The organism is Fictibacillus solisalsi, from assembly GCF_900103485.1.
GTDB lineage: Bacteria > Bacillota > Bacilli > Bacillales > Fictibacillaceae > Fictibacillus_C > Fictibacillus_C solisalsi.
In genome coordinates, this window is sequence record NZ_FNHW01000006.1 from 1 (window position 1) to 12,773 (window position 12,773).

The window sequence follows — 12,773 nt, forward strand, 5'->3', positions numbered from 1 at the left end:
CAGATACTAATCGGTCGAGGGCTTATCCTTAATTATCAGTACGTTTGGATGAAGTTATCTAGTTTTGAGGGAATATGCCTCAAAAACAAAAGGTTTGTCAGCGACGAAGAAGATCGCCGTTGATCACAAACCGATATATGTCTGGTGGCAATAGCGAAGAGGTCACACCCGTTCCCATACCGAACACGGAAGTTAAGCTCTTCAGCGCCGATGGTAGTTGGGGGCTTCCCCCTGTTAGAGTAGGACGTTGCCGGGCAAAGACGAAGCACTGCTGAGAAATCAGCGGTGCTTTTTTATTTTGTCATGGAATGAAAATGACGTGATCTGCAAGTAAATCGTGTCGAACCGCAAGTAAATTCCCAATCCCCGCAACTAAATCATGTCGAACCGCAAGTAAGAGAGGCCAACCCGCAACTAAATGATGTCGAACCGCAACTAACGCAGGGAAAAGGGAACAAACCAGACTCCAAAGTCCGCTTCGCCATCATGATAAACCCCTAATTCGTCCGATTAAATTTAATAAAACTTACCAACAGGTCCACGAACCTGTCAGAAACTTTAATTAGCCTCTTTAAGATATAAGAAAGAAGACAAAGTTGTATAATCGGCTCCTATATTCAAATTTTCTTTTTCGTTGATAAGCTGTATACTTATAGAGGTGGATGCGAAAAGAACCCTTATTTATCAAGGGATAGGGCGATATCCTCATTAAATGAATGAGTTTGTCGAAATACATACTATATGATAAAATAAGCATGAAAGCGCTTTAATTTGAAAGCAGGGAGGACAACATGAAATGAAGCAACAAGAGGAACTTCATCGTGGATTGGAATCAAGACATATTACGCTGATGTCACTTGGCGCCGCAATTGGTGTAGGATTATTTTTGGGTTCAGCCAGTGCGATTAAGCTCGCAGGTCCGGCCATTCTTATAGCCTATACTATTGCAGGAGCTGTTATGTTTCTTATTATGCGTGCACTTGGGGAGATGGCGATTCACAATCCCGTTGCCGGCTCTTTCAGCCGATATGCGAAGGATCATCTGGGACCGCTTTCCGGCTATATCACCGGGTGGAATTACTGGTTCTTATGGGTCGTTACCTGTATGGCCGAGATTACAGCTGTGGGGATCTATATGGAGAAGTGGTTCCCAAACGTGCCGAATTGGATTTGGGCACTTGCAGCCCTCGTGATCATGGCTGCGGTAAACTTAATTACTGCCAAAGCATATGGCGAATTTGAATTCTGGTTTGCCATGATTAAGATAGTTGCCATTATCGCTTTGATTGTTTCTGGTTTGGGTATTATTTTCTTTGGATTCGGAAATCACGGAATTGCGACTGGAATCAGCAACCTCTGGTCACATGGAGGATTTGCTCCAAACGGATTTAAAGGCATTTTGATGTCCATGCAAATGGTCATGTTCGCGTTCCTGGGAATTGAGATGATCGGTGTAACCGCCGGGGAAGTCAAGAACCCCAAAAAGGTTTTGGCAAGGGCGATTAACACCGTGTTCTGGAGAATTTTATTATTCTACGTTGGTGCTTTATTTGTTATCATGTCCATTTATCCATGGAATGAAATCGGGACAACAGGAAGCCCGTTTGTGCTCACATTTGAGAAAATTGGTATCGTACAAGCAGCCGGTATCATTAACTTTGTAGTATTAACAGCGGCGCTTTCCAGCTGTAACAGCGGTATCTTCAGTACTGGACGTATGCTGTTTAACCTGGCACAGCAAGAACAGGCACCTAAAGGGCTGAAAAAGATCAGCTCCAACGGTGTTCCATCAAAGGCCATTTTACTTTCCGCAGGGGCATTGCTCATTGGGGTAGTGCTTAACTACTTGTTCCCGGGTTCTGCCGTATTTGTATGGATCACAAGTATCTCTACATTCGGTGCAATCTGGACATGGGGAACAATTCTTCTTTCCCAAATGAAGTTCAGAAGGTCATTGTCAGCGGACGAGCTTAAGGAATTGAAGTTCAAGACGCCATTCTGGCCGTACGGTTCATATATTGCTTTAGCGTTTTTACTGATGGTAATCGGGATCATGGGCTACTTCAAAGATACACGTGTTGCCCTCATCGTCGGTCCAATTTGGATCTTGGGGCTTGTAGCCTTTTATTATGGAAAAGGACTTCATAAAAAGAATAAAGATCAGGAAAAAGTGGCATAATGATAATCAGTTGTGCGTCAGCGATCACGCTGGCGTGCAACTTCCTTAAAAAAAAGGGTTGCATGAAAACGGATTCCATGATATATTTATTATTGTCGACTCGGACATACAAATGAATTACTTTTTTATCATCGCGGGGTGGAGCAACGAGCGTTACAGCACGAGTAAGCTTCGAGTAACCTTGACGGATATAAAAGTAAGGATCAGCTTGTAGAGGAAGAGGTTAAGCTTCGGAAGAATAACATCATCCGTTAGCATTCATATCATCGCGGGGTGGAGCAGTCTGGTAGCTCGTTGGGCTCATAACCCAAAGGTCGCAGGTTCAAATCCTGTCCCCGCAACCAATTTAATTTATCTGCTCACCATGAGTAAATGATAAATGGATCCGTGGTGTAGCGGTTAACATGCCTGCCTGTCACGCAGGAGATCGCCGGTTCGATCCCGGTCGGGTCCGCCATCTTTAAACGTAAACGAAACAATTTGTTTCGTGTTTTTTTATGTAAAAATAGGTTTTTTGGTTGAAATAAGATAAACTAATAAAAGAACACATAACCCTTAGGATCTCAGATGCCTAGGGTTTTTTCATAAGAAAAAACAAAGGGTTTTTTGAAAAGAGAAATTAAAAGGTTTTTTCATAAGTAAAAAAGTTCAAAGTTAAATTCGCAAAGGAAAGGTACATACGATGCGGGATGAGTTTGAGTGGATTAAAACGATCAGTCCGGCTGGCCACCGTCAGTCGTCTGTCATACAGGGAATCGGCGATGATGCGGCCCTTGTTCAAGGTTCATCCTGGGATCAGATTGTGTGCTTGGACACGATGGTGGAGGGTATCCATTTCACCAGTGAGACGATGACCCCTTATCATGTGGGTTATAAGGCGCTGGCTGCAAACATCAGCGATATTGCGGCCATGGGCGGTGTTCCTCTTTTCTATCTGGTTTCCATTGCGATTCCTTCCACTTGGGAGGAGGACAGGCTTTCCCAAGTTTATAAAGGAATGGCTGACCTGGCTGAGGGGTATGAGATGGATCTGATTGGCGGTGACACGGTTTCAACTAAGGGACCGCTCGTTTTGTCGGTTACCGTCATCGGACAAGTGGAGCCGGGCAGAAAATTGCTCAGAAGCAATGCCAAGCCGGGTGACGTAGTGTTTTTATCAGGATCTGTTGGCGACTCGGCAGGCGGCCTGAAACTGTTGCTGGAACGGTCGGTGACAGGTGCTTTTACCGCAGAAGAAAAACAACTCGTAAAAGCGCACCAGCTTCCCGAACCGCATGTGGGGCCGGGACGGATTTTGGCTTCCCTCGACAAACGGGTGGCACTAAATGACATCAGTGACGGTGTGGCGAGCGAGGCGAATGAGATTGCTGAAGCGAGCGGAGTGGCTCTTACCCTTTTTCATGACAAGCTTCCCAGAAGTCCGGTGCTTCGGATGTATCCAGAGGATCAACAAGATCAATGGATTCTTTTTGGCGGAGAGGATTATAAGCTGATCGGGACGATGTCTCCAAAGGACTTTTCACAGGTAGAAGCTGCTTGCAAGAAGGCGGGATATACGTTAACTGTCATCGGTGAGGTTTCCGGCGGGGAGCCCGGAGTGCGGCTTAAAAAAGGATCACACATGGAACCGCTGTTGAAGGCTGGATACAATCATTTTTCGTAATAGAGGTGCATCAAATGGAACAATTAATAATAAGTACAACCTCTCCTGAAGAAACGGCGGAACTGGCTGAAAAGCTTAGCACCCTGCTTCAGGCTGGTGATGTTCTGACACTCGAAGGAGATTTGGGTGCGGGCAAAACAACGTTTACTAAAGGTCTTGCCAAGGGGCTTGGAGTTAAACGGGTCGTCAATTCGCCAACCTTCACGATCATCAAAGAATATAAAGGGCGCGTGCCTTTTTATCATATGGATGTATACCGGCTGGAAGACAGTGATGAGGATCTGGGATTTGAGGAATATTTTGAAGGCGAAGGAGTGACGGTGGTCGAGTGGGCACAGTTCATTGCCGACCGTCTTCCCGAAGAACGATTAAATATTGATATCCGGCGTACGGGAGATGAGACAAGGGAATTAAAGTTCACTCCTTCCGGTGAACGGTTTATTAAGGTATGTAAGGAGTTAGAAAAATGAAAGCTCTGGCGATCGACACCTCCAACCTCGTAATGGGAATCGCGGTACTGGATGGCGAAAAAGTGATCGGTGAATATATTACTAATCTAAAAAAGAATCATTCTGTTCGGGTGATGCCGGCAATTCATGACGTTATGAAAGAAGCGAACGTCAAGCCGGCCGAGCTGGACCGAATTATTGCGGCGAAAGGACCGGGTTCCTATACCGGTGTAAGAATTGGGGTAACCATCGCCAAAACCATGGCCTGGACGCTGAAAAAAGAACTTGTAGGTGTCTCAAGCCTGGAAGTGGTGGCGCAAAACGGCAAGTATTTTGGCGGGTATGTCTGTCCACTGTTTGATGCCAGACGCACCCAGCTGTATACAGGGCTGTATGGCAAAAAAGACGGACAGTTTCAAGCCGTAAAAGAAGATCGCCTTGTATTGAGGGATAACTGGTTGAGCGAGCTGAAAAAGCTGGATCAGCCGGTTCTGTTTCTAGGGAATGACCTTGATATGCACAAGGAACGGATTTTCGAGGAGCTTGGCGATCAGGCGGTGTTTGGAGGTATTGCAGACCACAATCCGCGCCCTTCAGAATTGGGGAGGATCGGTGTGGAACGTGAGCCGGAACCGGTTCATCATTTTGTGCCCAGTTACCTTCAGCTTGCAGAAGCGGAAGCCAATTGGCTGGCAGCTCAGAAAAAGTAGGTGCGAAACATGGAGGAGACGTTCACATACAGGTTGGCAACGGTCCATGATCTTCAGGACATTTTAGAGATTGAGCATGCGTCCTTTACGCTGCCCTGGACACAGGAGGCGTTCTACAACGAGATTGTGCATAATCAATTTGCTTATTATCTTCTGATTGAAGCGGACGGGAGGACCGTTGGTTACTGCGGTGTCTGGGTGATCATAGATGATGCGCATATTACTAATGTAGCCATACGGCCCGAATACCGGGGCAGAAAGCTTGGAGAAGCGATTATGCGCCAGGCGATGCATCTGGCCGGAAGGTATGGTGCGGCAAGGCTCAGCCTTGAAGTAAGAGTGACCAATTATGTGGCACAAAATTTATACCGCAAGCTGGGTTTCCAGGATGGCGGTATCCGAAAAAAATATTACAGCGACAACGGGGAAGACGCGTTAGTCATGTGGGTGATGCTTTAATGAAACAAGATGAAATCATATTATCAATTGAAACGAGCTGTGACGAAACAGCTGTCGCGCTGATCAAAAATGGGACCGAGATTCTCGCAAACGTGGTGGCTTCACAGATTGAAAGCCATAAACGGTTCGGCGGGGTGGTTCCGGAAGTCGCTTCGCGCCATCACGTGGAACAGATGACGGTCGTGACAGAGGAAGCACTACAGCAGGCAGGGCTTACGATGGAGGATGTGACCGCTGTGGCGGTAACGGAAGGACCGGGGCTTGTCGGAGCGCTTTTGATCGGAGTGAACGCGGCCAAGGCGCTGGCGTTTGCTCATGGGTTGCCATTGGTGCCGGTGCATCATATTGCCGGTCATATCTATGCGAACCGACTGATCACTGAAATGAAGTTTCCGCTTCTGGCTCTTGTGGTTTCAGGAGGGCATACGGAGCTTGTTCTGATGGAAAAGCACGGATCATTTGAGGTGATTGGCGAGACACGGGACGACGCAGCGGGAGAAGCCTATGACAAAGTGGCCCGTACGCTTAACCTACCGTACCCGGGAGGACCTCATATCGATAAGCTCGCACAAAACGGCGAGCCGGTGCTGAAGCTTCCGCGGGCCTGGCTTGAACCGGATTCGTATGACTTTAGCTTCAGCGGGCTGAAATCGGCTGTGATCAATACGGTTCATAATGCCGCCCAGCGTGGAGAAACAATCCGACCGGAAGACCTGGCCGCAAGTTTCCAGGCTTCGGTCGTCGAAGTGCTTGTGGAAAAAGCCGCACGGGCCGCACGGGAAAACAACGTCAAGCAGGTGTTGTTAGCTGGTGGTGTAGCAGCGAACCAGGGACTGCGCAAGGCACTGGAAGAGCGGTTCTCGGATCTTCCACAGGAGCTTGTCATTCCGCCGCTCTATTTATGCACAGATAACGCAGCGATGATTGGTGCTGCGGGCAGTGTAGCGTATCAAAAGGGCAAAAGAGCCGACTGGGCGCTAAATGGCGTGCCGGGACTGGATCTGGAAGCTCAATAAATGCAAGGAAATCCCTTCTTATCAACAGATGAGAAGGGATTTTTTGATTTGTTTGTTCATTTTGTCCCTACTTGTGGATGTGGACAAACTTATCCACAGGTCAGACGAATTTGTGTGTAAATAAAATGAAAGCAGAAAAAACGCTAATTCCACCTGTGTATAAAATACTGTGGATAACTATCGGTTGATCTGTGGATAATGTGCATAAGTGTGTGAATTGAGGAATTTTATCCTGTTTTTATGTGTATAAGTATGTGGATACTGTGAATTGTTTAAAAATAAAAACAATGGCTTGTTGCCATTGTTTTAATTCTCTTCCTGAAGTTGTTCCCATTCTTCCATCAACAGTTCCATTTCAGCGCTCAATGCCTCGATCTGCTCATTGTGCTTCTGGGTTTTTTCATAATCCTGAAAGATTTCAGGGTCACACAAAGCTTCTTCATGCTCGGCCTGGCGGGCTTCAAGGGTCTCTAAAAGACCTTCAATCTCTTCAATCCTTCTCAGGCGCTTCCGGTCTTCCCGCTTAGCTGCTTTATCCTGACGGTAGCTGCCAACGGGCGGTTCATCTTTTTTGGCAGAGGGAGCAGAGGCTTCTTGGCTTTTTTTCAGGAATTCTTCCCGTTCTCTCGTTTCTGTTTTCTTATCCACATAGTAATCATAGTCACCGAGATAGTTGGTAATCTGGGTGCGGGACAGTTCGGCTACCTTTGTGGCGATCCTGTTGATAAAGTAACGGTCGTGGGAAACAAAGACGATCGTTCCCGGATAATTAATCAGCGCCTGCTCGAGGACTTCCTTGCTGTCGAGGTCCAGATGGTTCGTCGGCTCGTCCAGAAGAAGCAGGTTGGCTTTTTGCATCATCAGCTTAGCGAGAGCGAGCCGTGCTTTTTGTCCGCCGCTCAGCTCATTGACGAGCTTTAGTACATCGTCACCGCTGAACAGAAAGTTTCCGAGAATGGTGCGAATCTCTTTTTCCGTTTTGTCCGGATATTCATCCCACAGCTCGTTCAGCAGGGTTTTCCTGGAGTTCAGGTTGGCCTGCTCCTGCTCGTAGTGGCCGATCTTCACATTGGCTCCATACCGGATGGTGCCATCAAGAAGCGGAAGCTGTTTTAAAATCGCCTTTAGCAGGGTGGATTTTCCGATACCGTTCGGCCCGACAAGCGCTACTGCATCCTGACGGGATACATCGTAATTGATGTTGGTAATGAGCGGGATTCCGTCCTCATAGCCGGTCGCCACATTTTCAAGCTTCAGCACATCATTTCCGCTCTGCCGCTCAATATCAAACATGAAGGAAGCGGACTTCTCATCACCGAGCGGCTTGTCCATCACTTCCATGCGCTCAAGTTGCTTTCTGCGGCTCTGCGCGCGTTTGGTGGTAGAGGCGCGGACCAGGTTTTTCTGGACAAAATCCTGAAGCTTGGCGATTTCGTCCTGTTGCTTTTCGTACGCTTTCATGTCGAGGGCGAGACGTTCGGCCTTCTGCTCCAGAAACTGCGTGTAGTTTCCTTTATATTTGTAGGAGCGGTGCCGCGTAATTTCATAGACCGTGGTTACGATTTTGTCCAGGAAGTAACGGTCATGGGATACGAGCAGAATGGCGCCTGGATAGGACTGAAGGTATTGCTCCAGCCAGGAAAGTGTTTCGATGTCCAGGTGGTTGGTCGGCTCATCGAGAATCAAGAGGTCTGGCTTGGTTAAGAGCAGTTTCGCCAGTGCGAGTCTCGTTTTCTGTCCGCCGCTTAAGGTTGCTACTGATGTTGCGGGATCAAAGTCGGCGAACTGAAACCCGTGGAGCACGGTGCGGATTTCTGCTTCGTACTGATAACCGCCTGCTTCCTTAAACGTGATCTGCAGCTCATCGTATTCTTTTAACAGCTTGTTGTAGCTGTTTTCGTCTTCAATCAGCGCAGGGTCACCCATGCGGCTTTCCATGCTGCGCAGCTGTTTTTCCATTTTTCGAAGCGGTTCAAACACACTCAGCATCTCATCCCAGATGGAGAGGCTTGATTCGAGGCCCGTGTCCTGTGCGAGATAGCCCACCTTGACGCCTTTTGGCATAATGAGCTGTCCTGAATCATAGGACAGGTCGCCGGTAATGATTTTCAACAGCGTGGATTTACCCGCTCCGTTTCTTCCAACGAGCGCGATCCGGTCGCGTGTTTGGACTTCGAGCTTAATATTCGATAAAATAGGGTCAGCCCCAAACGATTTTGTTAAGTCATTCACTTGCAAAATAATCACTGTACGTCACCTCAAATTCCTGTCAACAAAACATCAAGAAACAGACGGGGTGCAAAACGACAAAAAATGCACGGGGTTACGCCTGTTTTGCTGTAATCTGTCTACTCTTAGTGTAGCCTACAAAAGCAAAGCCGGGCAACTAATCAATGTTCAACATATTGTTATATATTCAGAGAAGAAGCAACTGCCATTCTATAGTAAGATAGTGTATATTTTAGGAAGAAGGAGTAGGAAATGGGATCTTTTACGCATTTTAACGAACAGGGACGAGCAAAAATGGTGGATATTTCTGACAAGGATGTGACAGTCCGCACCGCTGTGGCCCACAGTTCCATTTTTGTGAATCCAGAAATTCACACAAAGATCACTGAAGGTTCCTTCAAAAAAGGAGATGTGCTCGCTGTGGCACAGGTGGCGGGAATTATGGCGGCCAAAAAAACCTCCGACTGGATCCCAATGTGCCATCCGCTCGCTCTTACGGGTGTGGATATTTCCTTTCAGTGGGATCATGAGGATGAGGGATACCGGCTGCATATTGAAGCAGCGGTGAAGACCAAAGGCAATACAGGGGTTGAAATGGAAGCTTTGACGGCGGCAAGTGCTGTCGCGCTGACCGTTTATGACATGTGCAAGGCGGTTGATAAGGCCATGGTTATTGGACCGACTTATCTTCAGAGTAAAACCGGGGGAAAAAACGGGGATTTTCAACGTTCCAAGTAAAAAATATGATAAACTATAGATAAGCTTTCTGAATTGTGGAGGCTACAAAATGACTCAAGAACAGATAAAGATACCGCAAGCAACCGCGAAGAGACTGCCGCTGTATTACCGCTTTTTAAAGAACCTTTCCATTTCTGGAAAGCAGCGTGTATCCTCGGCAGAGCTCAGCGAAGCAGTAAAAGTAGATTCAGCAACCATCCGAAGGGATTTTTCCTATTTTGGCGCACTCGGAAAAAAAGGATATGGCTATAACGTAAATTATCTGTTGTCCTTTTTCCGGAAAACGCTTAATCAGGACGAAGTGACGAAGGTGGCCTTGATTGGTGTCGGGAATTTAGGCACCGCTTTCCTTCACTATAACTTTATTAAGAACAACAATACGGTCATCCAGGTCGCGTTTGACGTGGATCCGGACAAGGTTGGTAAGGAAGTAGCGGGAGTTCCGGTTCATTCGATCGACAATATGGTCGATGAGCTTCGGGAAAGTGATGTGGAGGTTGCCATTCTGACCGTACCGGTCGGCGTTGCCCAGCATACGGCGGACAAGCTTGCTGATGCAGGGATTAAAGGCCTGTTGAACTTCACGCCGGCGCGCCTGACTTTGCCTCCTGAAATCAGGGTGCACCATATTGACCTGGCTGTGGAATTGCAGTCATTGATTTATTTTATGAAGCATTATCCGTCAGATGAAATATAGAAGTTCAAATTACTTGAAGGAGGAACTGGGATGATTGGAACAGGCAGTGCGATTGTGATTGCAGCGGCAGCATTAGTCATGTTTGGACCGAAGAAGCTTCCGGAACTCGGACGTGCAGCCGGAAGAACGCTAAGGGAGTTCAAGAATGCCACACAAGGGCTTATGGACGAGGACGATAAGAAAGAGAAAGAGGCTTCTAAAACACACGAACAGAAGTAGCAGTTAGGATGAACATCATGACAGAAAAAAACATGTCGGTCTATGATCATCTGGGAGAATTAAGAAACCGCATCATCATCACGGCGGCTTTCTTTTTTGTCTTTATGGTTGTAGGTCTCTTTTTTGCCAAACCCGTCATTGTATACTTGCAAAGTGATCCTGTGGCACAAGACATTCAAATGAATGCCTTCAATCTTACGGACCCGCTGAAAGTGTATTTTGATTTTTCCTTTATCATTGCACTTCTGCTCACACTTCCGGTAGGACTCTACCAAATCTGGGCCTTCATCAGCCCGGGTCTATTTGAGAATGAAAGAAAGGTCACGCTGTCGTACATTCCCATTTCGTTTCTGTTGTTCGCAGCGGGACTTGCTTTTGCCTATTTCATTCTTTTCCCGATGGTGGTTCACTTCATGTCCAACATTGCTGATTCCCTGAACGTCGAAGGGGAGTACGGGATCAACGAATACTTTTCCTTTTTATTTGGGCTTGTCCTGCCGTTCGGGCTGCTGTTTCAGTTCCCGGTCCTCATCATGTTCCTGACGAGGCTTGGCCTGATCACTCCACAATTCCTGCGGAAGATCAGGAAGTTTTCGTATTTCGGCATACTTGTGATTGCCGGAATCATCAGCCCGCCAGAATTGATTTCACATTTAACCGTAACCGTTCCGCTGATCATCCTGTACGAAATCAGCATCATGATTTCGGCCAACGCTTACAAAAAGAGGCTGAGAGCGGAGGAAGAAGCCAGACTTGATCTGGAGCTGAAGGAAACACACCTCGATTAAGAGGTGTGTTTTTTTGTTGTGTCGATCATGGTCGAAAAGGGAATACTTAGGAAATGGTTCTTATGAATGGACACCTGGAGTGTGTTTACTGATAATGAAAGATAAATCAGAAGAAGAGAAGGCGATACGATGACACAAGAAAAAGGAAATGCTGCGGGCTGGAAGTTGGAAAACAGCTATGCGGATTTGCCAAAGGCATTTTTCTCCCTCATCAAGGTTAAACCTGTGGACTCACCAGAACTGGTTGTTCTGAACCACTCACTGGCGGAGTCTCTCGGTTTGAAAGCCAAGGCGCTTGAGAGCGAGGAAGGGATTCAGGTATTGGCCGGAAATGAGGTTCCTGAAGGATCAGTACCGCTCGCTCAAGCTTACGCCGGGCATCAATTTGGAAACTTTACGATGCTTGGTGACGGACGCGCTCTCCTGATCGGAGAACAGATGACGCCAGGCGGAGAGCGATACGATATCCAGTTGAAGGGTTCCGGACGGACGCCCTACTCCCGCGGAGGTGATGGACGGGCGGCGCTCGGGCCCATGCTCCGTGAATATATCATTTCTGAAGCGATGCACGGGCTTGGGATTCCGACGACCCGCAGCCTGGCGGTTGTTAAGACAGGTGAGCCCATTTACCGTGAATCCCAATTGAACGGAGCGATTATGACGAGAGTGGCGGCGAGCCATCTTCGGGTTGGAACCTTCGAATATGGCGCTAATTTTGCCGAAAAGGAAGATTTGAAAGCATTGGCCGATTACGCGATTGAACGTCACTATCCGGACATCAAAAAAGATAAAAATCCGTATGTGTCCCTGCTTAGGGAAGTGCAGAAACGCCAGGCGGCTCTCATCGCCAAATGGCAGATGATTGGATTTATTCACGGGGTAATGAATACCGATAACATGACGATCAGCGGGGAGACCATTGATTACGGTCCCTGTGCGTTTATGGATACGTACAATCCGGCAACCGTCTTTAGTTCGATCGATGTTCAAGGCCGCTACGCCTACGGCAACCAGCCGCCGATCGCCGGGTGGAACCTTACCCGCTTTGCGGAAGCCCTTCTGCCGTTGTTCCACGACGACCAGGAGAAGGCGATTGAACTCGCTCAGGACGCGCTTTCGGAATATCCGCTCGTGTTCAACACCGCCTGGGTGAAGGGAATGAGATGCAAGCTCGGTTTGTTTAATGAAGAGGAAGCGGATGAAGCTCTGATTCTCGATCTGCTGAAAATCATGAATAAAGAGAAAGCCGACTATACGAACACATTCCGCGCTCTTACTCTTGATGACAGAAAGTTTTCTCTGTTTGTGTACCAGGACTTTCAGGAGTGGGAGAAGCGCTGGCAGGAGCGGCGCAAAAGACAGCCGGAATCCGACAAAGAATCGAAAGACCTGATGTGCAGGCATAATCCTGCTATTATTCCAAGAAATCACCGGGTAGAAGAGGCCCTTGAAGCAGCCGAAGAAGGAGATTTGGGTTTGATGGAGAAATTAGTATCTGTACTGAAAGATCCGTATGCCTATTCGACAGAGCAGGAGGAGTACAGTGCACCGCCTCCTCCGTCTTTGGCCATGAGTTACCAAACGTTTTGCGGAACATGATGATAAAAAAATCCGGCTGAGACATGA

At 47.6% G+C, this 12,773-nt stretch carries 12 protein-coding genes, 2 tRNA genes and 1 rRNA gene; 14 read left to right on the top strand and 1 reads right to left on the bottom strand.

Annotated elements, in window-relative coordinates:
* The first annotated feature begins 140 nt into the window (after window positions 1-140).
* The 9 genes from rrf (at window position 141) to tsaD (ending at window position 6,476) form a co-directional block, all read left to right on the top strand.
* Window positions 141-256, top strand: a 5S ribosomal RNA gene (gene rrf / locus BLT53_RS22135).
* 540 nt (window positions 257-796) lie between these two features.
* Entirely contained in the window at window positions 797-2,179 is a 1,383-nt protein-coding gene (locus tag BLT53_RS22140) for an amino acid permease (protein WP_090238940.1), read from the top strand.
* Between the two features lie 267 nt (window positions 2,180-2,446).
* Window positions 2,447-2,523, top strand: a tRNA-Met gene (locus BLT53_RS22145).
* A gap of 37 nt (window positions 2,524-2,560) precedes the next feature.
* Window positions 2,561-2,636: transfer RNA gene (locus BLT53_RS22150), tRNA-Asp, on the top strand.
* 225 nt (window positions 2,637-2,861) lie between these two features.
* Window positions 2,862-3,842 (top strand): thiamine-phosphate kinase, encoded by a 981-nt coding sequence (thiL, locus tag BLT53_RS22155; protein WP_090238943.1) that lies wholly within the window; start codon window positions 2,862-2,864, stop codon window positions 3,840-3,842.
* A 14-nt stretch (window positions 3,843-3,856) separates the two neighbouring features.
* Window positions 3,857-4,312 carry a tRNA (adenosine(37)-N6)-threonylcarbamoyltransferase complex ATPase subunit type 1 TsaE gene (gene tsaE, locus BLT53_RS22160; RefSeq protein ID WP_090238947.1) on the top strand — a complete coding sequence of 152 codons (456 nt, stop codon included), beginning with the start codon at window positions 3,857-3,859 and terminating at the stop codon, window positions 4,310-4,312.
* Window positions 4,309-5,001, top strand: coding sequence for a tRNA (adenosine(37)-N6)-threonylcarbamoyltransferase complex dimerization subunit type 1 TsaB (tsaB, locus tag BLT53_RS22165; protein WP_090238950.1), 693 nt, complete (start codon window positions 4,309-4,311; stop codon window positions 4,999-5,001). Before tsaE ends, tsaB begins: the two co-directional genes overlap by 4 nt.
* Window positions 5,002-5,010: 9 nt before the next feature.
* Window positions 5,011-5,460, top strand: coding sequence for a ribosomal protein S18-alanine N-acetyltransferase (gene rimI / locus BLT53_RS22170; RefSeq protein WP_090238952.1), 450 nt, complete (start codon window positions 5,011-5,013; stop codon window positions 5,458-5,460).
* The gene (gene tsaD / locus BLT53_RS22175; RefSeq protein ID WP_090238955.1) at window positions 5,460-6,476 is read left to right on the top strand and encodes a tRNA (adenosine(37)-N6)-threonylcarbamoyltransferase complex transferase subunit TsaD; all 1,017 of its coding nucleotides are present in this window, start codon (window positions 5,460-5,462) and stop codon (window positions 6,474-6,476) included. The genes rimI and tsaD overlap by 1 nt, the downstream gene beginning before the upstream one ends.
* Before the next feature lie 306 nt (window positions 6,477-6,782).
* Here tsaD and abc-f read toward each other — a convergent pair whose 3' ends face one another.
* Window positions 6,783-8,723 (bottom strand): ribosomal protection-like ABC-F family protein, encoded by a 1,941-nt coding sequence (abc-f, locus tag BLT53_RS22180; RefSeq protein WP_090238958.1) that lies wholly within the window; start codon window positions 8,721-8,723, stop codon window positions 6,783-6,785.
* Window positions 8,724-8,957: 234 nt separating this feature from the next.
* On the opposite strand from abc-f, the gene moaC reads away from it, so the two are divergent.
* The 5 genes from moaC (at window position 8,958) to BLT53_RS22205 (ending at window position 12,746) form a co-directional block, all read left to right on the top strand.
* Complete coding sequence (gene moaC, locus BLT53_RS22185) at window positions 8,958-9,443, top strand: cyclic pyranopterin monophosphate synthase MoaC (RefSeq protein WP_090238961.1); 486 nt, start codon at window positions 8,958-8,960, stop codon at window positions 9,441-9,443.
* 49 nt (window positions 9,444-9,492) lie between these two features.
* Complete coding sequence (locus tag BLT53_RS22190; protein ID WP_061975423.1) at window positions 9,493-10,140, top strand: redox-sensing transcriptional repressor Rex; 648 nt, start codon at window positions 9,493-9,495, stop codon at window positions 10,138-10,140.
* Window positions 10,141-10,170: 30 nt separating this feature from the next.
* A complete protein-coding gene (locus BLT53_RS22195) occupies window positions 10,171-10,359 on the top strand; it encodes a twin-arginine translocase TatA/TatE family subunit (RefSeq protein WP_090238964.1) in 189 nt (62 codons plus the stop codon).
* Between the two features lie 17 nt (window positions 10,360-10,376).
* Window positions 10,377-11,147: a twin-arginine translocase subunit TatC gene (tatC, locus tag BLT53_RS22200; RefSeq protein WP_090238967.1), complete on the top strand. Its 771-nt coding sequence runs from the start codon at window positions 10,377-10,379 to the stop codon at window positions 11,145-11,147.
* Between the two features lie 129 nt (window positions 11,148-11,276).
* Complete coding sequence (locus tag BLT53_RS22205; protein ID WP_090238969.1) at window positions 11,277-12,746, top strand: protein adenylyltransferase SelO; 1,470 nt, start codon at window positions 11,277-11,279, stop codon at window positions 12,744-12,746.
* Window positions 12,747-12,773: the final 27 nt, after the last annotated feature.